Origin of the sequence: Sphingomonas suaedae (genome assembly GCF_007833215.1) — a bacterium.
GTDB lineage: Bacteria > Pseudomonadota > Alphaproteobacteria > Sphingomonadales > Sphingomonadaceae > Sphingomonas > Sphingomonas suaedae.
On the sequence record NZ_CP042239.1, the window covers coordinates 1,986,299 to 2,006,434 of the forward strand.

General features: G+C 65.6%; 21 protein-coding genes. 7 read left to right on the forward strand and 14 right to left on the reverse strand.

The annotated features are described in order from the left end of the window. Positions 1 to 76 precede the first annotated feature (76 nt). Entirely contained in the window at positions 77 to 754 is a 678-nt protein-coding gene (locus FPZ54_RS09415; protein ID WP_145846650.1) for a hypothetical protein, read from the reverse strand. Continuing rightward, positions 751 to 1,350 (reverse strand): TetR/AcrR family transcriptional regulator, encoded by a 600-nt coding sequence (locus FPZ54_RS09420; RefSeq protein ID WP_145846651.1) that lies wholly within the window; start codon positions 1,348 to 1,350, stop codon positions 751 to 753. The genes FPZ54_RS09415 and FPZ54_RS09420 overlap by 4 nt, the downstream gene beginning before the upstream one ends. Before the next feature lie 91 nt (positions 1,351 to 1,441). On the opposite strand from FPZ54_RS09420, the gene hppD reads away from it, so the two are divergent. The 3 genes from hppD (at position 1,442) to FPZ54_RS09435 (ending at position 4,408) form a co-directional block, all read left to right on the forward strand. Next, positions 1,442 to 2,482, forward strand: a complete 1,041-nt coding sequence (gene hppD, locus FPZ54_RS09425) for a 4-hydroxyphenylpyruvate dioxygenase (RefSeq protein WP_145846653.1) — start codon at positions 1,442 to 1,444, stop codon at positions 2,480 to 2,482. Positions 2,483 to 2,622: 140 nt separating this feature from the next. Beyond that, positions 2,623 to 3,900 (forward strand): homogentisate 1,2-dioxygenase, encoded by a 1,278-nt coding sequence (gene hmgA / locus FPZ54_RS09430; protein WP_145846655.1) that lies wholly within the window; start codon positions 2,623 to 2,625, stop codon positions 3,898 to 3,900. 154 nt (positions 3,901 to 4,054) lie between these two features. Then, a complete protein-coding gene (locus FPZ54_RS09435; RefSeq protein ID WP_239019787.1) occupies positions 4,055 to 4,408 on the forward strand; it encodes a Rieske (2Fe-2S) protein in 354 nt (117 codons plus the stop codon). Here FPZ54_RS09435 and otsA read toward each other — a convergent pair. The 5 genes from otsA to galE all read right to left on the reverse strand — a co-directional run bounded on the left by otsA (position 4,405) and on the right by galE (position 10,064). After that, positions 4,405 to 5,820, reverse strand: coding sequence for an alpha,alpha-trehalose-phosphate synthase (UDP-forming) (gene otsA, locus FPZ54_RS09440; RefSeq protein ID WP_145846657.1), 1,416 nt, complete (start codon positions 5,818 to 5,820; stop codon positions 4,405 to 4,407). The genes FPZ54_RS09435 and otsA overlap by 4 nt on opposite strands. Continuing rightward, positions 5,817 to 7,613 carry a glycoside hydrolase family 15 protein gene (locus tag FPZ54_RS09445; RefSeq protein WP_145846658.1) on the reverse strand — a complete coding sequence of 599 codons (1,797 nt, stop codon included), beginning with the start codon at positions 7,611 to 7,613 and terminating at the stop codon, positions 5,817 to 5,819. Before FPZ54_RS09445 ends, otsA begins: the two co-directional genes overlap by 4 nt. Further along, positions 7,610 to 8,374, reverse strand: coding sequence for a trehalose-phosphatase (otsB, locus tag FPZ54_RS09450; RefSeq protein WP_145849684.1), 765 nt, complete (start codon positions 8,372 to 8,374; stop codon positions 7,610 to 7,612). Before otsB ends, FPZ54_RS09445 begins: the two co-directional genes overlap by 4 nt. Positions 8,375 to 8,442: 68 nt before the next feature. Further along, complete coding sequence (locus tag FPZ54_RS09455) at positions 8,443 to 9,066, reverse strand: MarC family protein (RefSeq protein ID WP_145846660.1); 624 nt, start codon at positions 9,064 to 9,066, stop codon at positions 8,443 to 8,445. Then, positions 9,063 to 10,064 (reverse strand): UDP-glucose 4-epimerase GalE, encoded by a 1,002-nt coding sequence (gene galE / locus FPZ54_RS09460; RefSeq protein ID WP_145846662.1) that lies wholly within the window; start codon positions 10,062 to 10,064, stop codon positions 9,063 to 9,065. Before galE ends, FPZ54_RS09455 begins: the two co-directional genes overlap by 4 nt. Before the next feature lie 82 nt (positions 10,065 to 10,146). Here galE and msrA point away from each other — a divergent pair, with 82 nt between their 5' ends. Next, entirely contained in the window at positions 10,147 to 10,692 is a 546-nt protein-coding gene (gene msrA, locus FPZ54_RS09465; RefSeq protein WP_145846665.1) for a peptide-methionine (S)-S-oxide reductase MsrA, read from the forward strand. Positions 10,693 to 10,705: 13 nt separating this feature from the next. Here the strand turns inward: msrA and aqpZ are convergent, their stop codons facing one another. Both aqpZ and FPZ54_RS09475 read right to left on the reverse strand, forming a co-directional pair. After that, positions 10,706 to 11,452 (reverse strand): aquaporin Z, encoded by a 747-nt coding sequence (aqpZ, locus tag FPZ54_RS09470; RefSeq protein ID WP_145846666.1) that lies wholly within the window; start codon positions 11,450 to 11,452, stop codon positions 10,706 to 10,708. An 80-nt stretch (positions 11,453 to 11,532) separates the two neighbouring features. Next, a complete protein-coding gene (locus FPZ54_RS09475; protein WP_145846668.1) occupies positions 11,533 to 12,471 on the reverse strand; it encodes an L-threonylcarbamoyladenylate synthase in 939 nt (312 codons plus the stop codon). A gap of 48 nt (positions 12,472 to 12,519) precedes the next feature. Here FPZ54_RS09475 and FPZ54_RS09480 point away from each other — a divergent pair, with 48 nt between their 5' ends. Next, positions 12,520 to 14,211, forward strand: coding sequence for an acyl-CoA dehydrogenase family protein (locus FPZ54_RS09480; RefSeq protein WP_145846670.1), 1,692 nt, complete (start codon positions 12,520 to 12,522; stop codon positions 14,209 to 14,211). On the opposite strand, the gene FPZ54_RS09485 is transcribed toward FPZ54_RS09480, so the two are convergent. The 4 genes from FPZ54_RS09485 to FPZ54_RS09500 are packed head-to-tail and all read right to left on the reverse strand — an operon-like array spanning position 14,178 to position 16,974. Next, complete coding sequence (locus FPZ54_RS09485; RefSeq protein WP_145846671.1) at positions 14,178 to 14,924, reverse strand: ATP-binding cassette domain-containing protein; 747 nt, start codon at positions 14,922 to 14,924, stop codon at positions 14,178 to 14,180. The genes FPZ54_RS09480 and FPZ54_RS09485 overlap by 34 nt on opposite strands. Continuing rightward, positions 14,921 to 15,946: a hypothetical protein gene (locus FPZ54_RS09490; protein ID WP_145846673.1), complete on the reverse strand. Its 1,026-nt coding sequence runs from the start codon at positions 15,944 to 15,946 to the stop codon at positions 14,921 to 14,923. The genes FPZ54_RS09485 and FPZ54_RS09490 overlap by 4 nt, the downstream gene beginning before the upstream one ends. A 19-nt stretch (positions 15,947 to 15,965) precedes the next feature. Next, entirely contained in the window at positions 15,966 to 16,322 is a 357-nt protein-coding gene (locus FPZ54_RS09495; protein ID WP_145846675.1) for a GntR family transcriptional regulator, read from the reverse strand. A gap of 52 nt (positions 16,323 to 16,374) precedes the next feature. Continuing rightward, positions 16,375 to 16,974 (reverse strand): nitroreductase family protein, encoded by a 600-nt coding sequence (locus tag FPZ54_RS09500; protein ID WP_145846677.1) that lies wholly within the window; start codon positions 16,972 to 16,974, stop codon positions 16,375 to 16,377. A 210-nt stretch (positions 16,975 to 17,184) separates the two neighbouring features. On the opposite strand from FPZ54_RS09500, the gene FPZ54_RS09505 reads away from it, so the two are divergent. Both FPZ54_RS09505 and FPZ54_RS09510 read left to right on the forward strand, forming a co-directional pair. Further along, positions 17,185 to 18,798, forward strand: coding sequence for a peptide MFS transporter (locus FPZ54_RS09505; RefSeq protein ID WP_145846679.1), 1,614 nt, complete (start codon positions 17,185 to 17,187; stop codon positions 18,796 to 18,798). A 21-nt stretch (positions 18,799 to 18,819) separates the two neighbouring features. Further along, positions 18,820 to 19,512 (forward strand): NnrU family protein, encoded by a 693-nt coding sequence (locus FPZ54_RS09510; protein ID WP_145846680.1) that lies wholly within the window; start codon positions 18,820 to 18,822, stop codon positions 19,510 to 19,512. Here FPZ54_RS09510 and FPZ54_RS09515 read toward each other — a convergent pair. Then, entirely contained in the window at positions 19,504 to 20,010 is a 507-nt protein-coding gene (locus FPZ54_RS09515) for an O-acetyl-ADP-ribose deacetylase (RefSeq protein WP_145846682.1), read from the reverse strand. The genes FPZ54_RS09510 and FPZ54_RS09515 overlap by 9 nt on opposite strands. Positions 20,011 to 20,136 lie beyond the last annotated feature (126 nt).

The window sequence follows — 20,136 nt, forward strand, 5'->3', positions numbered from 1 at the left end:
CCACACCCACAGGTTAACAAGCGACAAGGGCTGACGAAAGGCCGGTCCGCTACGCGACAGAGGAGACGGCTCGGCCTCAGGCCACCTCCGCGCGCCGCCCGGCCCCGATCAGCCACGCGACGATCACGCCGAACAGAAAGTTCGACGTCCCGACCTCGATCCCATGCACCAGCCGAACGTCGCCCGGCATGTAGGGGTTTTCGGGAAACAGCGGCGCGATCCCGCCAATGACCGAAAAGGCGAATCCCAACACCAGCGGCGCAGCGCGGGGACCGGTGCGAAGCCACAGCCACGCCGCCGCGACGAAGATCAGCGCGCGCGGTACCTGAACCGCCGCCACCAGCCATTGCGGCGGCAGCATTTCAGGCGTGTAGAAATGCGCGAGATGGGGCCAGGCGATCGTCCCCGCAGCGAAATAGAGAGCGATATAGGCCGCAACCACGCCCAGCAGCCGCAGCGGCGTTACCCTCAGCGCCACCGGCGCCGGCCCCTCGCCGCGCCATTTGCCGAACACCGTCACCACGAGCGCCGCGAACAGCGCCAGCACCAGCAGCATCACGCCCAGAGCGAGCAGTGCATCGCGCAACGGCATGACGCTGAACACCACTGCCTCGATCAGCGTGTTGAACTGCCCCACGACCCAGGCCAGCACCAGCAGCGCGATCATAAGCGTGCGGCCCCGCGCCGGGGAGGCATAGCCAGCGAGCGTCATCGCCGCGAGCGTAAGCAACAGATAGAGCGCGACCATCATCATTCCAGTCCTTTCGCGAGCAATGTCATGTGCCGCCGCGTAAGCATCCGCGCCGCGGCAAAAGGCGGACCTTCCAGCACCCAGATGGCGCTGATCCCGAAATGCATCGTCTTGAACGACATCACCTGTTCCTCGATCGAAACAGGGGCCTTCGTTTCCGATTGACCAACCAGTCGGCGGAACAGTGCACCGAGCGTTTCATCAAGCTGTGCCTGGAATTCGGTCAGTTCATAGGCGAAGCGATCAGCCGCGAAGACACGTGCCATGAAGGCACGGACGAAGCCCCGATAGGGCGCCTTTTCCTCAAGCAGGCACCATGCCGCCGCATCCAGCGCCTCGCTCATGCTCATTCCGTCGGCAGGGAGCAATGCGATCGAATCGAGCGCCTTGCGGTCCATCTCGACCAGGAAGGCGACGACGATGTCCTCCTTCGCCGAAAAGTAATTGTAGACGGTGCCTTTGCCCACATCGGCGGCGACGGCGATCTCATCGACCGTCACCGCATCGATCCCCCGCGCGGCGAACAGATCACACGCCGATTCCAGAATCCGGGCGCGGGTGCTGATGCGCTTGCGTTCGCGAATTCCGACTCGAGTCATAAATGACTATAGTCATATTTCTTTCGGAGTAACAACTCTGCGCAAGATAGTATCAATTGACACTAAATCGGCATTTTGCTAGTGTGCGAGCATGACAGATCCAGCCAATCCGCTCGGCCTCAACGGCTTCGAATTCGTCGAATTCACCTCGCCCGATCCGGCGGCGATGGCGCGCCAGTTCGAACAGCTCGGCTTCGTCGCGTCGCATCGGCATCCGACCAAGAACATCACGCGCTACAAGCAGGGGCGCATCAACCTGATGCTCAACCGCGATGCTGACGGCCGCGTCGCTCAGTTCCGCAACGAACATGGGGCCTCGGCCAGCGCGATGGCGTTTCGCGTGTCCGATCCGGCAAAGGCGATGGAATGGGCGCTGGCGCATGGCGCGAAGCGGACGATCGAGGACGATACGGTGATCGAGGGGATCGGCGGCTCGTACCTCTATTTCATCCAGGACGGCATCGACCTTTATGCCGATTGGGCGGAGATCCCCGGCTGGCAGCAGGCGGAGGCCGAAAACAATGTCGGTCTCGACCTGCTCGACCACCTCACCCACAACGTCCGGCGCGGCCAGATGCGGGTGTGGTCGGAGTTCTACAAGACGCTGTTCGGATTCGAGGAACAGAAATATTTCGACATCAAAGGGCAGGCGACGGGCCTGTTCAGCCAGGCGATGATCGCCCCCGACAAAGCGATCCGCATCCCGCTGAACGAGAGCCAGGATGACAAGAGCCAGATCGAGGAATTCATCCGCGAATATAAGGGCGAGGGCATCCAGCATCTCGCGCTGACCACCCCGGATATCTACGACACGGTCGAGCGGCTGCGGGCGCGCGGCGTGAAGCTGCAGGACACGATCGAGACCTATTACGAGCTGGTCGACAAGCGCGTGCCCGGTCATGGCGAGGACCTAGAGCGGCTGCGCAAGAACCGCATTCTGATCGACGGCTCGGTGGAAACCGGCGAAGGCATCCTGCTGCAGATCTTCACCGAAAACATGTTCGGCCCGATCTTTTTCGAGATCATCCAGCGCAAGGGCAATGAAGGGTTCGGCAACGGAAACTTCCAGGCACTTTTTGAGTCGATCGAACTCGATCAAATCCGTAGAGGCGTTATCCAAGTCGACGCTTGACGAGGTTGGAGAGGAGAGCCGGGACAACCGGCCCCATACCTTCCGAAGGGGGAAGGAACGCAGGAGGATGGGGGAGGCGGCCATAGACCGCCCCCTCATCCGACTACTCGCTGAGGCGATCAGGCTTTAGGGTCCAGCGCATGACCGACTATTTTCCCGGATTCGGCAACCATGTTTCGACCGAGGCAGTGGCGGGTGCGCTTCCCATCGGGCGCAATTCGCCGCAACGTCCCGCCTATGGCCTGTATGCCGAGCAATTGAGCGGTACAGCCTTTACCGCGCCGCGGCACGAGAATCGCCGGTCATGGCTCTATCGGATGCGCCCCAGCGCCGAACATCCGCCCTTCACCGCTTATGACGGAGCGACACGCTTCGCACCGGGCACGTCGAACGCGCCGCTCGCTCCCAATCGCCTCCGCTGGCGGCCGATCGCCGATCTCGCCCCGGGCACCGACCTGATCGATGGCATGACGACGATGCTCGTCAACCGCGATCCCGCCGATCTGGAGGGGGTCGCGGTGCATGTCTATGCCGCCAATGCCGATATGGACCGCCGCGTCTTCCTCGACGCGGATGGCGAGCTGCTGTTCATTCCCCAAGCGGGACGGCTGACGCTGCTTACAGAGATGGGCCGGATCGACATCGCCCCCGGTCAGATCGCCCTCGTCCCGCGCGGCGTCCGCTTTCGCGCGCTGCTCCCCGATGGCGAGGCGCGGGGCTATGTCGCGGAGAATCACGGCGCGCTGTTCCGGCTGCCCGATCTCGGCCCGATCGGCGCCAACGGCCTCGCCAACCCGCGCGATTTCGAGACGCCTGCCGCGTGGTTCGAGGATCGTGATGAGACGTTCGAGGTAATCCAGAAGTCGCTCGGCACCCTCTGGGCCACCACCATCGGCCACAGCCCGCTCGACGTCGTCGCCTGGCACGGCAACCTTGCCCCATGGCGCTACGATCTGTCGCGGTTCAACACGATCAATACGGTCAGCTTCGACCATCCCGATCCATCGATCTTCACGGTGCTGACCTCGCCAAGCGGCGTCCCGGGCCGCGCCAATGCCGATTTCGTGATTTTCCCGCCGCGCTGGATGGTCGCCGAAGACACGTTCCGCCCGCCCTGGTTCCACCGCAATGTGATGAGCGAGGCGATGGGGCTGATCCATGGCGCCTATGACGCCAAGGCCGACGGGTTCGTTCCCGGCGGGCTGTCGCTCCACAATCTGATGGCAGGCCATGGCCCCGACGTCGCGAGCTGGGAGGGGGCGAGCAACGCGGACCTCAAACCACACAAGATCGACGGCACGATGGCATTCATGGTCGAAACCTGCTGGCCCTATCGCCCGACGCAGTTCGCGCTGGAGACGGCGCAGCCGGACTATGACGCGGCCTGGGCGGGCTTCCCCAAGGCGAAGCTGCCGTGATCCTTCCTTCCCGAGCTTGCTCGGGGAGGGGGACCGCCGGCCGCAGGCCGGTGGTGGAGGGGCCGCCGTCGCAGACGGCGGTTTCACCGCCGCCCCTCCACCCCCCGCTGCGCGGGCGGTCCCCCTCCCCTGAGCAAGCTCAGGGGAGGAATTAGTGCAACGCCTCACCGCCACCCCGCCCGGCGTCCGCCTCGGCCCTCTCGACCTCATCGCGGACGGTGCCGCGCGCAATTTCGTGTTGGAGATGAAGGCCGGGCGTTTCCACGGCTTCGCGGTACGCAGCGGCGACAGCGTGTCGGGCTATGTCGATCGCTGCCCGCATATGGGGCTGCCGCTGGCGCAGGAACTCGACGCCTATCTGACTGGCGACGAGAGCCTGATCCAGTGCAGCTGGCATGGCGCGCTGTTCGGCATCGACGATGGCGTCTGCGTGGGCGGCCCGTGTACCGGATCGGCGCTGCACCCCTGGCCGCTCGAAGTGCGCGACGGCGCGATCTTCACCGCCTAGGCGGCGGCGATATCGTTATCCGCCGGGATCGGCGTCGAACCATCGGTACCCATCAGCGCGTCGGTGAACAGCTTGCGCCACCACACCACGTCTTCCTGCTCGATATTGTCCATCATCGCGCGCCAGCGTCGCTTGCGCTCGCCCAGGTCCATGCGCAGCGCCTGCATGATCGCGTCGGACACCTCGTCCGCGCTGAACGGATTGACCAGCACCGCCTCCTTGAGCTGCGCCGCCGCTCCGGCAAAGCGCGACAGGATCAGCACCCCGGGATCCTCCGGGTCCTGCGCCGCGACATATTCCTTCGCCACCAGATTCATCCCGTCGCGCAAGGGGGTCACGAGACCGATCCGCGCCGCGCGGTAGATGCCCGCCAGCACGTCGCGCGGATAGCCGCGATTGACGTAGCGGATCGGCACCCAGTCGACATCGGCATAGGCACCGTTGATCTGCCCCGACAGCCCTTCGAGCTTGGTGCGGATCTTCTGATAGCTCTCGACCGCACCACGTGAAGGCGGAGCGATCTGCAGCATGAATACTTCTTTGCGCTCCTCGGGATGCTCGCTCAGAAACCGCTCATAGCCGTGGAACCGCTCTTCCAGTCCCTTTGAATAGTCGAGTCGATCGACGCCCACGATCATGTCGCGCCCGACCGCGCTGTCGCGCATATTGCGCAGCGCCAGCCGCGCCTTGGGGCCATTCGCGCCCTCGACGAACTCCTTGGTATCGATTCCGATCGGGGCGACGATCAGGCGCAGCGTGCGCCCCTTGAACGTCAGCGCGTCGCCCTCTTCCTCTGCGCCAAGTTCATGCGTGGCGTAATGGCGGAAGGAGTCGAGCCATTCCTTTGTGTGGAATCCCACGAGGTCATAGGCGAACATCGTCTCGACCAACGCTTCGGCTTCGGGGAGCGTCGCGAGTAATCTGCTGGGGGGCCATGGGATGTGAAGGAAGAAACCGATCCGGTTCTTGCAGCCGCGGTCGCGCAATTCCTGGCCCAGCGGGAACATGTGGTAGTCCTGTACCCACAGCACATCGTCTTTCTCGACCAGCGGGCGCAGCGTATCCGCGAACCGCTCATTCACCCGCTTGTAGCCGCCGGCGAACCCGCGTTCATATTCGGCCAGGTCGATGCGATAGTGGAAGAGCGGCCACAGCGTCCGGTTGGCATAGCCGTTATAATATTCCTCGATATCCTGCTCCTCCAGGTCGAGGGTCGCGGTCGTCACGCCCTGCGCGCGCTGGAAATGGATATGACCGGTGAAATGATCGACCGTCTCGCCCGACCAGCCGAACCAGATGCCGCCAAATTCGCGGATCGCCGCCTGTAGCGCGACCGCGAGGCCGCCCTGCGCGCCGGAATGCGATTCCTTGGGGGCCGAAACACGGTTTGAAATGATTATCAGGCGGCTCATCGGATGGCGCTCCACGGTTTGCTCAACAGGACGGCGCAGTTGATCATGCCGACAAGCGAGTAGGTCTGGGGATAGTTCCCCCATAGTTCACCGCTCACCGGATCGATGTCCTCCGACAGAAGACCTGCGGCGGTGCGCCTCTCCAGCATCTCTTCGAACAATTGCCTTGCATCCTGATCCCGGCCGGTGAAGTGCAATGCTTCGATCAACCAGAATGTGCAGACATTGAAGGCGGTCTCGGGCAGGCCGAAATCATCCTCGGTTGCATAGCGTAGCATATGGCTTCCGCGCCGCAACCCTTGCTCGACTGCCGCAAGGGTTCCGCGGAACTTCTCGTCATCTGGCGCCATGAAGCGCATGTCGAGCAGCTGGATCAGGCTGGCGTCGAGATCGTCGCCGCTGAACGTCGCTGACATGCGGTTGGTATCGGGACGCCATGCGGCTTCCTCGATCGTGCGGCGCATCCGGTCCGCGCGCTCCTGCCACACGCTGCGCTCGCTCTCCATGCCCAGCCGCTGCGCCGCATTGGCCAACCGGTCGCACGCCGCCCAGCACATCGCCGCCGAATAGGTGTGGACGCTCTGCCGCGTGCGCAGTTCCCACAGCCCGGCATCGGGCTTGTCGAACAGTTCGACCGCACGTTCGCCGACCCGCTCCAGCGCCTCGAAATCCTCGCGCCCCGCCATGCGGAACAGCCGCTGGTCGAAAAATGCCTGCACGTTGGACAGGATGATCTGGCCATAAGCATCGTGCTGAACCTGTTCATAGGCAAGGTTGCCGACGCGCACCGGCCCCATGCCGCGATACCCCGCCAGACGCGGTGCCTCATTCTCGACCAGCACCGCTTCGCCCTGCACGCCATAGAGCGGTTGGATATGCCCGCCCTTTGCCTGATCGACGATGTTGCGCAGATAGGCGAGATAGCCCTCCAGCACATCGAGCGCGCCGACTCGGTTGAGCGCCTGGACGGTGTAATAGGCGTCGCGGATCCAGCAGTAGCGATAGTCCCAATTGCGTCCTGAATCGGCATGTTCGGGGATCGAGGTGGTGAGCGCGGCGACGATCGCGCCGGTCTCCTCATGCTGGCACAGCTTGAGCGTGATCGCGCTGCGGATCACCACGTCCTGCCATTCCAGCGGCGTGGCGAGTCCGCGCGACCAGTTTTGCCAGTGATAGCGGGTATAGTCCGCCATCTCGTCGACCGTGGTCGCGATATTGCCCGAGAAACTCTCATCCGGGCCGAGGAAGAAGTGCAGTGTGCGCTCGACGCGAAAGCAATGCTCGTCGAGCAGCAGGCCGACCGGCGCATTGGTCGACAGGCGCAACTGCATCCCGTCGAGCAGATAGCGGATATGGTTCGACCCTGCGGTGGTCAGCACCGCAGGATCGCCCCAGTTGCGCGTCGGGCGCAACCGCACGCGGATGCGCGGCGAGCCGGACACCGGGCGCACGATCCGCGCGAATGCGACCGGGCGATACATCCGCCCCAGCCGTTCGAAGCGCGGGCAGAAATCGGTGATCTCGATCGCGCTGCCATTGCTGTCGGTCATGCGCGTGATCAGGATTGGGGTGTTTGTCACATAATGCTGCTCGATCGAGGCGCAGTCCTCCAGATCGATTGCCCACAGGCCCACGGCATCGGCCGATCGCGGATCGCGCCCGTCGATCAGGGACGCGAACAACGGGTCGCCATCCACCTTGGGCACACAGCCCCAGACGAAGCGGCCCGCCCGATCGATCAGCGCGCTCACCTGGCAATTGCCGATCGGCCACAGGTCGAGATTGACGGTCATTCGGCCCCTCCGGCAGCGGCATCGAGCCAGCGCAGCACGGCGGCGACGTCGGGCAGGCGATAGGTCGCCGAGGTGGCGCGGAGCGCGCCGACCAGCACCCCCGCCCCGCCCAGACGGGCAGCGGCGGCGAAGCCCGGCTCGTCGGTCAGATCGTCCCCCAGGAATAACGGCCGCGACCCGGCGAAGGGCGGCATCGCCATCAGCGCCGCGATCGCCCGGCCCTTGTCACCCGGCGCGCGCAACTCAAACACCATCTTCCCCTCCTGAAGCGTGAGACCGCTCGCCTCCGCCAACTGCTCAGCCAGTGCGCGGCAGGCCGATTCGGCCTGGGGGGCGCCTCGAAAATGCAGCCCGGCACCGAGCGGTTTGGCCTCGACCAGCACGCCGGGGCGGTCGGCGGCGAACCGGTTCAACCGCTCCAGCACGGCATCGAGCGCGATCGGACGTTCCGGTTCGACCGCGCCCTCCACACCGAACAATTCGGCGCCGTGGCTGCCGCCGATCGGAAAGCCTGCGCCGCCGAACAGCGCATCGATCTCCTCAGCCCCGCGCCCGCTGACGATCGCAATCCGTCCGGCGAGGCGCGTTGTCAGCGCGGCCATCAGCCGCCGCAGCCGCGCATCGACCGCCACCGCATCGGGGCGCGGCGCGATCTCGACGAGCGTGCCGTCGAAATCAAGGAACAGGCTGGCACCAGCCAACAGGTCGGGAGGGGGCGGCGCAAGGGAGGCCGCCGCGGCAATCGTCGCGGAGTCAGACATCATCAGGGATAAAGCAATCGGAACGCTTTCGTTCCGAAATTTCTGCTGCAATGCGGGGAAGAGGGGATTCAGACCCCGAAGCTGGTCTTCACCCCGTCAATCACGAACTGAATCGCCAACGCCGCGAGCAGTACGCCGAGCAGCCGCGTGATGACAGCCTCGATCTTGGCGCCCAGCAGCCGCATCAACGGCCCTGCCGCGAGAAGCGCTCCAAGTGTCAGCAGCAGCACCAGGATCAGTGCGCCGAATACCGCCGCCGTCTGCCCCGGCCCTTCGGCGCGCGAGACGAGCAGCATGATCGTCGCGATCGAACCCGGCCCCGCGATCATCGGCATCGCCATCGGAAAGACTGACACGTCCTCGACCTCAGGCGTGTCCATGATCTTGGTCGCCCGATCCTCGCGCCGCTCCTGCCGCTTCTCAAACACCATTTCGAGCGCGATGATGAACAACATGATCCCGCCGGCGATGCGAAAGGCGCTGAGGCTGATGCCGAGCGTGCGCAGCAGCGCTTCGCCCACCAACGCGAAGACGAGAAGAATTGCAGTCGCGATCATCACCGCGCGTATCGCCATCGCGCGCTGCTGAGCCGGACGCGCGCCGTTGGTCAGCCCCGCATAGATCGGCGCGCAGCCGGGGGGGTCGATGACCACGAACAACATCGCGAATGCGGAGAGGAACAGTTCGATCATTCCGCCCGTCTCTCGGCCAGCTTGCGCTCCCATGCAAGTGCGTCGCGGACGATGAGGTCGAGATCGTCATATTGCGGCCGCCAGGGCAGCGCAGTGAGGATCGCGCGATTGTCCGAGACCAGTTCGTCGGGATCCCCCGCGCGGCGCCCCTCCATCCTGCGCTCGATCGTCACATTGGTCACGCGATCGACCGCATCGAGCACTTCGAGCACCGAATAGCCCCGTCCATAGCCCGCATTGAGCGTATGGCTGGTGTCGGGATCGGCGATCAGCAGGTCGAGCGCGTGGACATGCGCCGCGGCGAGATCGGCGACATGGATATAGTCGCGCACACCGGTGCCGTCGCGCGTCGCGAAGTCCGTGCCGAACACCGATACGCCGTCGCGTTTCCCCGTCGCTGCCTCGACCGCGACTTTGATAAGGTGCGTCGCACCCGCCGTGCTCTGGCCGCTGCGCCCCTGCGGATCGGCACCCGCGACGTTGAAGTAGCGAAGCGCGCAATAGTTGATCGGATGGGCGGCCGCGACGTCCTTCAGCATGATCTCGGTCATCAGCTTGGACATGCCATAAGGGTTGATCGGCTGCTTCGGCGCATCCTCGCGCACCGGCACGACTTCCGGGATGCCATAGGTGGCGGCGGTGGAGGAGAAGATGAAATGCTTCACGCCCTCAACCACCGCGCTTTCGATCAGGCTGCGGCTGGAAGCGGTGTTGTTGCGGTAATATTTGAGCGGATCGCTGACCGATTCGGGCACCACCACCGACCCGGCAAAGTGCATGATCGCGGTCACGCCATGTTCGCGGATCGCTCCGCGCACCGCCTCATCATCGGCGATATTGGCGACCACCAGAGTCGCGCGCGGATCGACCGCCCAGTCGAAGCCGGTGACGAGATTGTCGAGCACCACGACGCGCCAGCCCGCATCGAGCAGCGCGAGCACTGCGTGGCTACCGATATAGCCTGCCCCGCCCGTCACCATCACCGTGCCGTCGCGCATTCCCGTTGATCCCCTTGATTGGCCCCTAGTTAGCCGCGCCGCACAACCCTATCTTGCCGTTCGTAGCAAGGAGTTGACGGCAATGACTACCGAAACCGCGATTTTGGCGGGCGGCTGCTTCTGGTGTGTGGAGGCGGTATTCAAGGACCTGATCGGCGTCGAGTCGGTCGAGAGCGGCTATATCGGCGGCCATGTCGACAACCCGACCTACAAGGCGGTGTGCGGCGGCGACACAGGCCATGCCGAGGCGCTGAAGGTCACCTATGACCCCGCGCAGATCCGCTATGACGATCTGCTCGACATCTTTTTCGCGACGCATGATCCGACGACGCTCAACCGTCAGGGCGGCGATGTCGGCACGCAATATCGCTCGGCGATCTTCCCGCAATCGCCCGAGCAGGAAGCTGCGGCGCGCGCCGGGATCGAGCGCAATGCAAGCGAATGGCCCGCGCCGATCGTCACCACCATCGAACATGCCGACACCTGGTGGCCGGCCGAGGATTATCACCAGAATTACTGGGAAGGCGAAGGCCAGCGGAACCCCTATTGCCTGGGCGTCATCCCGCCCAAGCTCAACAAGCTGCGCAAGAGCTTTGCCGAAAGGCTGAAGGCCAAAGCGGGGGCGTGAGCCCCCGCCCCGCTCATGCTTCCGCGGTGGGGAGCGGCCCGCCCTCGACCGGCGGCCGCTTGCCGGCATCGGCGCCCAGCAGCTTGTAAGCGACCCCGCCCAGCGCCCCGCCAACGATCGGGGCCAGCCAGAACAGCCAGAGCTGCTGGATCGCCCATCCGCCCACGATCAGCGCCGGGCCCGTGCTGCGCGCGGGATTGACCGAAGTGTTGGTTACCGGGATCGAGATGAGATGGATCAGGGTCAGCGCCAGCCCGATCGCGATCGGCGCGAAGCCCGCAGGGGCGCGGCTGTCGGTCGATCCCATGATGACGAGCAGGAAGACGAAGGTCAGCACGACCTCGATCGTCAGCGCCGCTTCGATGCTGAACTGGCCCGGCGAATGCGCGCCATAGCCGTTCGCCGCGAGTCCGCCCGCCAGATCATAGCCACCCGGTGCGCCGTTTGCGATCATGTAGAGCAGCCACGCCGCAACCGCAGCGCCGACCAGCTGGGCGATGACGTATAGCGGAATGTCCTTACCGGCGAAGCGCCCGCCCGCCCACAGGCCGATGGTCACCGCCGGATTGAGGTGACAGCCCGAAATATGCCCGATCGAATAGGCCATGGTCAGCACCGTCAGGCCAAAGGCCAGGCTGACGCCCAGCAACCCGATCCCGACCTCCGGAAACGCTGCCGCCAGCACCGCGCTGCCGCAACCGCCAAAGACCAGCCAGAACGTTCCGATCAATTCGGCCAGGCCCCGTTGCACATTGGTCATCACGCTCTCCCGCCATCGTGTCTCGACACGCCAGCTACGCGGCAGCGGGAGACTACGGATCGTTGCGCAAGTGTAAAGACTTAACGCGTCGCGGCGCGACGGAGGCGGTCGTTGATCGCGATGCCCACGCCTTCCTCAGGCACCGGTGCTACCGCGATCGCTGCGCGATCCCCCGCATCTGCGCGATGGAGCGCGTCGAACAGGCGCGCGGCGGCTTGCGTCACGTCGCCGGTGTTCGACAAGCTGTCGTCACCGGCCACCGCTCCAAAGCCGATCAGCCACTCCCCGTCCTGCGCGGCGGTGGCATTGAGGCGCAGCGGCTTGCGCGGGGCATAGTGACTGGCGAGTTGGCCGGGAGCCTCGATCGCCTCCCCCGCCCCGCCCAGCCAGCGCCCGATCTCGCGCTCGATATCCGCTGCGGCGACCGGGCCGGGGCGGAGCAGGCGCGGTTCGCCACCGAGCGCGACGATGGTCGATTCGATCCCGCCGTTGGTCGCACCGTCGTCGATGATGAGCGGGATGCGTCCGGCGAGCGAGGCTGCGACATGCGCAGCGCGGGTCGGGCTGAGGGTGCCGCTGGCATTGGCGGAGGGCGCGGCGAGCGGCTTGCCGGTGGCCGCCAGCAAAGCCTGCATCGCGCGGTGCTGCGGAACACGGATCGCAACAGTCGATAGCCCCGCCGTGACCAGACCCGCAATCGGCGCGTCCGGGCGCAGCGGCAGGACCATCGTCAGCGGGCCGGGCCAGAAAGCGTCGGCGAGCGCGCGCGCGTCGCGGTCAAACATCGCGATGGCTTCGGCCGCGCGACGATCGGCGACATGGACGATCAGCGGGTTGAAACTGGGTCTTCCCTTGGCCGCATAGATGCCCGCCACCGCCTCCGCATTGGTAGCGTCGGCGGCGAGTCCGTACACCGTCTCGGTCGGAGTCGCGACGCATCCGCCTGCGGCGATGATGGCGGCGCCTTCGGCGATGGCAGCCTCGCCGTAGGGTAAGATGCGGGGATTTGGCGCGGTCATTTCCGATGGCTATAGCGCTGGCAAAAGCGCCGCAAGAGAGAGGACGAAATGAGCTTCACCCCCGCTATCGCCGAACAGCGTTTCGTGCTGGACCATGTCGCGCGCATCGCTGAGCTGGGTGTCGAGGATGACATTGTCGATGCAGTGCTGGAGGGTGCGGGCGCGTTTGCGGCGGGCGAATGGGCGCCGCTCGACCGGGCGGGCGACACGGTGGGCGCCAAATGGACGGCGGACGGCGTGGTGATGCCCGATGGCTATCGCGCTGCGTACCAGGCGTATGTCGAGGGCGGCTGGGGGACGATCGGGTCGCCTGAGGCGTTCGGAGGCCAGGGCCTGCCCTTTGCGCTAGCGACTGCGGTGCTGGAGACGCTCGGCACCGCCAATATGGGCTTCGCGCTCTGCCCGACGCTCAATGTCGGCGCGATCGAGGCGCTGGCGCATCATGGCACGCCCGAGCAGCAGACGGCGTACCTGCCCAGGCTGGCCACCGGCGAATGGACCGGCACGATGAACCTGACCGAGCCGCAGGCCGGGTCGGACGTGGGGGCGCTCAAGGCCAAGGCCGAGCCGCGCGCTGACGGCAAGTGGGGCATCAGCGGGACCAAGATCTTCATCAGCTTCGGCGATCACGACATGGCGGATAATATCGTCCACCTCGTCCTCGCCCGCACCCCCGATGCGCCCGCAGGGACCAAGGGAATCTCGCTGTTCCTGGTGCCCAAATTCCGGCTGGATGCCGACGGCAACCCGGGCGACGTCAACGATGTCCGGGTGGTATCGATCGAGCACAAGATGGGGCTGCACGCCTCCCCCACCTGTGTCCTGTCGTTCGGCGACAATGGCGACTGTATCGGCGAGCTGATCGGGCCGGAGATGGGCGGGATGCGCGCGATGTTCACGATGATGAACAATGCGCGACTGAACGTAGGACTGCAGGGCGTGCAGGTCGCCGAGCGCGCGACCCAGCGGGCGGTCGCCTATGCGCGCGATCGGGTGCAGGGCAGCCGCAACGGCAAGCCCGCGACGATCGTCGAATTCCCCGATGTCCGCCGGATGCTGATGCGGATGAAGGCGCAGACGATGGCGGCGCGGGCTTTGGTCTATCTCGCAGCCGCCCAGGTCGATCGCGCCAATGCGGGGGACGCGGCTGCAAAGGCGCGGCTCGACCTGCTGACCCCGCTCGCCAAGGCGCATGGCACCGATATCGGCTGTGAAGTCAGCAGCATCGGCGTGCAGGTGCATGGGGGCATGGGCTATATCGAGGAAACCGGCGCGGCCCAACATTTCCGCGATGCGCGCATCACGCCAATCTATGAGGGTACCAACGGAATCCAGGCCGCCGATCTGGTGGGGCGCAAGCTGTCGGGCGATGGCGGGGCGGCGCTGTTCGCGCTGATCGACCAGATGCGGAACGAGGCGCAGGGCGAAGGACTGATCGCGCTGATCGATGCGTGCGCGGATGTCGCGCGGCACATGCTGGAGGCCCAGGTCGACGACCGGCTGGCGGGGAGCTACCCGTTCCTCACGATGCTATCGACCGCCGTGTGCGGCTGGCTGATGGAAGCGCAAGGACGGATCGCCGCGGAGGCGCAGGGCGATTCCGCCTTTTTGGCGATGAAGCGCGCTGCCGCGACCTTCTATGTGACGCAGATCGTGCCCGAAGCGATGGGAATGAAGGCGGCGGCGGTGGCGAGCGCGGACGCCCTCTATGCCGTCGACGCGGAGACCTTCGCCGCCTGACCGCGCAGATGCGCAATGGTCTGCGCTTCGAATGCTGCGGGGTCGGTGCGCGCACCGGCAAGGGCGGCGGCGTCGAGTTCGAACGCGACGCGTCCTTCGGCCAGTAGCGCCCCGGCCTGACAGGCGCCGCTGAGGGTGGCGAGGTCATGGAGCGCCGTGACCAGGGTCAGCCCCTCGCCCACCCGCGCGGCGAGCGCGTGGCGCAGGTCATAGGCCGCGACCGGATCTAGCCAGTTGAACGGCTCATCGAGGATGACGATGTCCTGCCCTGCCGCAAACGCGCAGGCGATGGCGATGCGCTGGCGCTGTCCCGCCGAACAGGTTCCAACGCGACGGTCGAGCAGCGGGGTTAGCACCAGTGCGTCGGCAATGGCGCCGATCGCGGCCAGCGCCTGGTCAGAATCGCCTGCGACAATTCCCAGCACCGCGCGGGCCGTGAGCGCGGCGGGGAGCATCGCGGCATCCGGGGCGTAGCCAATGGCTGCCGCCCGACCTGCGCGATCGGCGGTCCGATCCGTGCCGTCGATTCGCACGGTCCCGTCGTGCACCGGGAGACGCCCCGCAACCGATCGCAGGAAGCTGGTCTTGCCCGATCCGTTGGCGCCGATCAGCCCGAACCAGCTGCCCCGTGCGATCGAGAGCGAAATGTCGCGCACGGCAGGCACCCCCTCCCGCATCACCGACAATGCCGCCGTGCCCAGCGCTTCGGTCATGCCATGATCCAGGTGGCGCGCGCGGCACGGCGCAGCAGGACAATTCCGGCGATCGCGACGAACGGCACGAGCAGCGGCGGGAAGCTCGCCCCAAGCACCGCCCCACCAGCGCCGCCGAACAGCAGCATCATGTCGGCGAACCGTTTCGGATAGGCGCGGAAGCTCCACACCCGCAGCGTCGTGACGATGGCAATCGCGACGATCACCCCCGCAGAGGACCAGAAGGCGTGCGGTGCGCAGAGCAACAGGAGCGGTAACAGGATCGCCGCGTAAGACGCGGCTGCACGCAGATGCAGCCCCGCGCTACGCCATGCGCCGTGCCCCGACCGAGCCAGGAAGACGACCATTTCGGCATCTACACGGATCAGGGCAAGCATCGCCAGCGCGACCGACCCCGCTGGAATGGCAAGGCGTAGCGCGGGGTTCCAATGGCTGGGCAGCGCTATCGCGAGCGCGACGCTCGCCAGCGCCGCGACCAACGGGGCGACGATCCGCCCGTGCGGGTGACAGGCGAAAACCTGATAGCCACTGACCGCATCGGCTGGCGTCATCCTGCGGAGATCGCGGGGCGGTGGCACCGCAGCCGCCCGTGCGAGACGGGTGCGCAACGGAAGCGACGCGGCAGCCAACGCGCCCGCCGCCATCCCGGCGAACATCGCCGGGAAGACCGGCGCACCGGCCAGCGTCCCGAGACCTGCCAGCACAAGCGCGACGCCGAACAGGGCCGCAGCCCAATAAAACCGCCGCCCGGCCGAATCGATCGCGGCCCACGCAATCACCGATTCGCGCGCAAGATGGTCGAGCCGCCGCCGTCCTGCGCGCACGCCAGCCCATCCGGCAACCGCCCCGACAAGCGCTGCCACCCGGTTGTCACGCAACGCGGTGGCTGCTTCCGATCCGGTCAATAGCGCCAGCGCCAGCGCAACCATGACGGCGAGCATCAGCCAATCGCGCCAACCGGGCAGCGCCAGCGCGACCTCGCCCCGCAGCACCGCCCATTCGTGGCGCAACAGCGGGTGCATCACATGACGCCCGCCCGGCTCAGGCGATCTCGCGGTCCAGCAATTCGTGGGCGCTGAGGCCCAGCAGCGCAATATGGTCGCGGACCTTGGGCCAATAGCCGGTGAGGAAGCGGTCGCGCTCGGCCAGTTTCAGCCGCTCTACCGCGCCGGGCAGGACGAACATGCCGACGCCGCGACGCACCTCGACATAGCCGTCGTCCTGGAAGCTCTGATATGCCTTTGCCACCGTGAGCGGATTGGCCCCATGTTCGGCGGCAAGCGCCCGCACCGAGGGCAACTGGTCTCCCGCCCGATATTCGCCGCGCAAGATCGCCGTTGCGATGCTGGCGCGCAGCTTCAGATAAACCGGGCTGTCTTCATGTTCGAGCGCTGTCATGCTGCCTTAATACAGCAGGGGGCGCGAAAGTTCCAGCCTTAAGACGGTAACGTCAGATACCGTCTGGCGCGGAAGCTACCCAGTTCGACACGATCGCATCAAGATCGGGACGGGGCCGTTCCTCGAGCGGCCTGGACTGGGTGCCGATGAAGACGAATCCGGCGATACGCTCGGGCGCCGCGCCGAACAGATCGCGCACCGCATCGCTGAATGCGGCCCAGCCGGTGAGCCAGCTACCGGCGAACCCCATCGCATGGGCGGCATGGAGCAGGTTCATCGTCGCTGCCCCTGCGGACAATTCCTGTTCCCAGCGCGGAATATGGCTGTCGACACGGGGCGAATAGAGCACGACGACCAGACAGGGAGCCTGGCGCGCGAACTGGTCTATCGCCTCGATCTCCAGCCGCCCAGCATCAGGCTTTTCGGCGCGATAGGCATCGATCAGCGCGGCGGCCAACGCGTCGCGCGTCTCCTGCGGCACCACCACGAACCGCCAGGGCGCGAGCTTGCCGTGATCGGGCGTGCGCGCAGCGATTTCCAGCATCGTGCGCAGCTGCGCCGCGCCGGGGCCAGGGGCGATCAGATCGCGCGCCTTGCCAGAACGGCGGGTGCGGAGGAGCGAAAGCGGCGTGGTGATATCGTTGAAATCCATGCGCGCCCGTTAGCCGCTTCGTCAGGGCAGGCCAAGCCAGATTGCGAACGGTTCGCAAATTGTGCGTCGTTCATCGACGGTTACCGATGTGACAATCACACTTCACATGCGGGTTTTCGCCGCTAGTCTTCCGCCCAGCCATCGGCCCCGCACGAACGGGGCCGGACGACAGATCGAAAAAGGGGTTCGACCTTGCCGCATTTCAAAGACATGGCCCTGTGGGCCGAGGCCGAGTGGATCGCCGTCATCGCGACGGTTCTGCTCTTCGCCTTCCTCGCCGCCGGGGCGATGATCGCCTTCAGCAAAAAACCGGAATTCGCGGGCCATCCCAAGGGCCTGTACATGTTGTTCTTCGCCGAGATGTGGGAGCGTTTTTCCTATTACGGAATGCGCGCCATCCTGATCTTCTACCTGACCCAGCACTGGCTGTTCAGCGACGGCAAGTCGAACCTGATCTATGGGGCCTATACCTCGCTGGTGTATATCACCCCGGTGCTCGGCGGCTATCTTGCCGACCGCTACCTTGGGCAACGCAAGGCGGTGCTGTTCGGCGGCCTGCTGCTCGCCGCAGGCCATACGCTGATGGCGGTCGAGGGCACGGGCGGCCAGAATGACCCGACGATCAACGTCTTCTGGGCGGCGCTCGCCTTCATCATCGTCGGCTCGGGCTTCCTGAAGGCCAATATCTCGGTGATGGTCGGCCAGCTTTACAACCTCACCGATCCGCGTCGCGACGCGGCCTATACGATCTTCTATATGGGCATCAATGTCGGTGCCGCGCTGGGCACCATCATGGTCGCCTATCTCGGCCAGACGATCGGCTGGGGCTATGGCTTCGGCCTCGCCGGGATCGGGATGCTCGCGGGCCTGATCGTGTTCGTACTGGGCAAGGCATCGCTCAAGGGTGCGGGCGAAGCACCGGCGCCGCTGGCCCGTTCGAAGGAAATACTGCTCTATGGTGTCGGCCTCGCCTCGGTCGCGGTGATCTGGGCGCTGGTCCAGTATCAGGATGTGATCCAGACGCTGCTCGCCATTTCGGGCGTCGCACTGCTGGGCTATGTGCTTTACGAGAGCTTCAAGCTGCCCAAGGAACCGCGCGAGCGGATGTTCGCAATCCTGTTCCTGATCTCGCTCAACCCGATCTTCTGGGGCCTGTTCGAACAGGCGGGCGGGTCGATGAACCTGTTCACCAACGAATTCGTCGATCGCGGCGGGGTGCCTGCGGGCATCTTCCAGTCGATCAACCCGATCTACATCATCCTGCTCGCCCCGCTGTTCGCGGGCCTGTGGCAGTGGCTGGCCAAGCGCGGCAAGGAGCCGTCGGCACCCGCCAAATTCGGCATCGCGCTGTTGCAGATGGGCTTCGCCAATCTGGTGCTGGTGTTCGGCGCGCGCGCCTGGGGCATCGAGTTGATGACCCCGGTGTTCCTCGTCTTCGCCTATTATCTCTTCGCCACCACCGCAGAGCTGTGCCTCTCGCCGGTCGGGCTGTCGGCGATGAACCGGCTTGCGCCGAAATTCCTCGCCTCGCTCATCATGGGCGCATGGTTCTACATGACCGCGGTCGGCAATTTCGTCGCGGGCAAGATCGGCGAGGCAACCGGCGGCCATGACGGCGAGATGACCAAGACCGGCCTGCTCGAAATCTATGGCCTGTTCGGCTGGATCACGATCGGGATCGGCGTCGCCGTGCTCGTCGTCAGCCCGCTGGTCAAGCGCTGGATGCATCTCGATACGCTGCGCGACGAGGGCGATCTTGCCGGTCAGGCGGAGCTCGCCGAGCCGCAGGCGCCGGGCGTGCATCTCGACGACGAAAAGCGCTGACATCGTGGATGGAGGCAGGAAATGGGTGAACTGATCGCGGCCTGTATTGCGTTTCTGGGCACCCATTTCCTCCTCTCCCACCCGCTTCGAAAGCCGCTGGTCGACGCTGTCGGCGAGCGGCTTTTTCTTGGCATCTATTCGCTGGTCGCCTTCGCGACATTGGGCTGGATGGCGCATGTCTATGGGCGGATGCCGGACGAGACGCCGCTCTGGACAGTAGGCGATGGCATCTGGGGCTTTGCCAGCGCGATCATGCTGCTCGCATCGGTGCTGCTGATCGGATCGCTGATCGGCAACCCGGCGCTGCCCGACCCCACCGGCAAGCCCAAGGCGGTGCCGCGTCCGCGCGGCGTGTTTGCGATCACGCGGCATCCGATGATGTGGAGCTTCGGCCTGTGGACCCTCGCCCACATCCTCGTCTTTCCCCAGCCTGCGCAGATTGTGCTGGCGGCCAGTATCGGTCTGCTCGCGCTGGTCGGCGCCATGTTTCAGGATCGCAAGAAAGCGAAACTTCAGCCCGATTTCTGGCCGCGCTGGCAGGCGGTGACGAGCTACTGGCCCTTCGTGGCAATCGCGCAGGGTCGGGCGCAGGGCGCGGCGGCGTGGCCGGGAACGGTCGCGATTGTCGGGGGCACGCTGTTATGGCTGGGTGCGACCTGGGCACATTTGCCGCTGGCTGGCATGGCGGCGGGCATCTGGCGGTGGCTAGCCTAGCGCCGTTTCGTATCCGGCCCTGATCTCCGCGCCGAACGCCACCAGCATCACATCGAGTTCGGGCCGTACCGCCAGCGCCGTGCGGGATTCGCGCACCGCGATCTCAGCCGCGCGATCGACCGGGAAGCGATAGACGCCGCAGCTGATCGCGGGGAAAGCGATGCTGCGTACGTCCTGTTCCGCCGCGATCTCGAAGCAGCGCCGATAGCAGCTGGCGAGCAGGTCCGGTTCGCGGTTTGTCCCGTCCCGCCACACGGGTCCGACGGTATGGATGATATAGCGTGCGGGAAGCCGGTGGCCCCCGGTCAGCTTGGCGTCCCCGGTGCGACAGCCGCCGAGCGCGTAGAGCATGCGGCATTCCTCCAGCAGGCCCGGTCCGGCCGCACGGTGGATCGCGCCATCGACACCGCCCCCGCCGAGCAGCGAGGAGTTCGCCGCGTTGACAATCGCGTCGGCTTCGATCCGCGTAATATCCCCTTCGATCAAGGTAATAGGCATGGGATACAGGTCGCGCTTCCCGGCCGGTCGGTCAAGCGCGTCCGGCCCGTCACACCGTAAAAAATCGGCGATGCAACCTTATCGTTTCGTCAGTGTTCCGACGCGATGCTTACAATTTGCGACACT

Coding starts and splice junctions, on each gene's coding strand:
- FPZ54_RS09415 (WP_145846650.1), bottom strand. CDS start 754: ATGATGATGGTCGCGCTCTATCTGTTGCTTACGCTCGCGGCGATGACG.
- FPZ54_RS09420 (WP_145846651.1), bottom strand. CDS start 1,350: ATGACTCGAGTCGGAATTCGCGAACGCAAGCGCATCAGCACCCGCGCC.
- hppD (WP_145846653.1), top strand. CDS start 1,442: ATGACAGATCCAGCCAATCCGCTCGGCCTCAACGGCTTCGAATTCGTC.
- hmgA (WP_145846655.1), top strand. CDS start 2,623: ATGACCGACTATTTTCCCGGATTCGGCAACCATGTTTCGACCGAGGCA.
- otsA (WP_145846657.1), bottom strand. CDS start 5,820: ATGAGCCGCCTGATAATCATTTCAAACCGTGTTTCGGCCCCCAAGGAA.
- FPZ54_RS09445 (WP_145846658.1), bottom strand. CDS start 7,613: ATGACCGTCAATCTCGACCTGTGGCCGATCGGCAATTGCCAGGTGAGC.
- otsB (WP_145849684.1), bottom strand. CDS start 8,374: ATGTCTGACTCCGCGACGATTGCCGCGGCGGCCTCCCTTGCGCCGCCC.
- FPZ54_RS09455 (WP_145846660.1), bottom strand. CDS start 9,066: ATGATCGAACTGTTCCTCTCCGCATTCGCGATGTTGTTCGTGGTCATC.
- galE (WP_145846662.1), bottom strand. CDS start 10,064: ATGCGCGACGGCACGGTGATGGTGACGGGCGGGGCAGGCTATATCGGT.
- msrA (WP_145846665.1), top strand. CDS start 10,147: ATGACTACCGAAACCGCGATTTTGGCGGGCGGCTGCTTCTGGTGTGTG.
- aqpZ (WP_145846666.1), bottom strand. CDS start 11,452: ATGACCAATGTGCAACGGGGCCTGGCCGAATTGATCGGAACGTTCTGG.
- FPZ54_RS09475 (WP_145846668.1), bottom strand. CDS start 12,471: ATGACCGCGCCAAATCCCCGCATCTTACCCTACGGCGAGGCTGCCATC.
- FPZ54_RS09480 (WP_145846670.1), top strand. CDS start 12,520: ATGAGCTTCACCCCCGCTATCGCCGAACAGCGTTTCGTGCTGGACCAT.
- FPZ54_RS09485 (WP_145846671.1), bottom strand. CDS start 14,924: ATGACCGAAGCGCTGGGCACGGCGGCATTGTCGGTGATGCGGGAGGGG.
- FPZ54_RS09490 (WP_145846673.1), bottom strand. CDS start 15,946: ATGCACCCGCTGTTGCGCCACGAATGGGCGGTGCTGCGGGGCGAGGTC.
- FPZ54_RS09495 (WP_145846675.1), bottom strand. CDS start 16,322: ATGACAGCGCTCGAACATGAAGACAGCCCGGTTTATCTGAAGCTGCGC.
- FPZ54_RS09500 (WP_145846677.1), bottom strand. CDS start 16,974: ATGGATTTCAACGATATCACCACGCCGCTTTCGCTCCTCCGCACCCGC.
- FPZ54_RS09505 (WP_145846679.1), top strand. CDS start 17,185: ATGGCCCTGTGGGCCGAGGCCGAGTGGATCGCCGTCATCGCGACGGTT.
- FPZ54_RS09510 (WP_145846680.1), top strand. CDS start 18,820: ATGGGTGAACTGATCGCGGCCTGTATTGCGTTTCTGGGCACCCATTTC.
- FPZ54_RS09515 (WP_145846682.1), bottom strand. CDS start 20,010: ATGCCTATTACCTTGATCGAAGGGGATATTACGCGGATCGAAGCCGAC.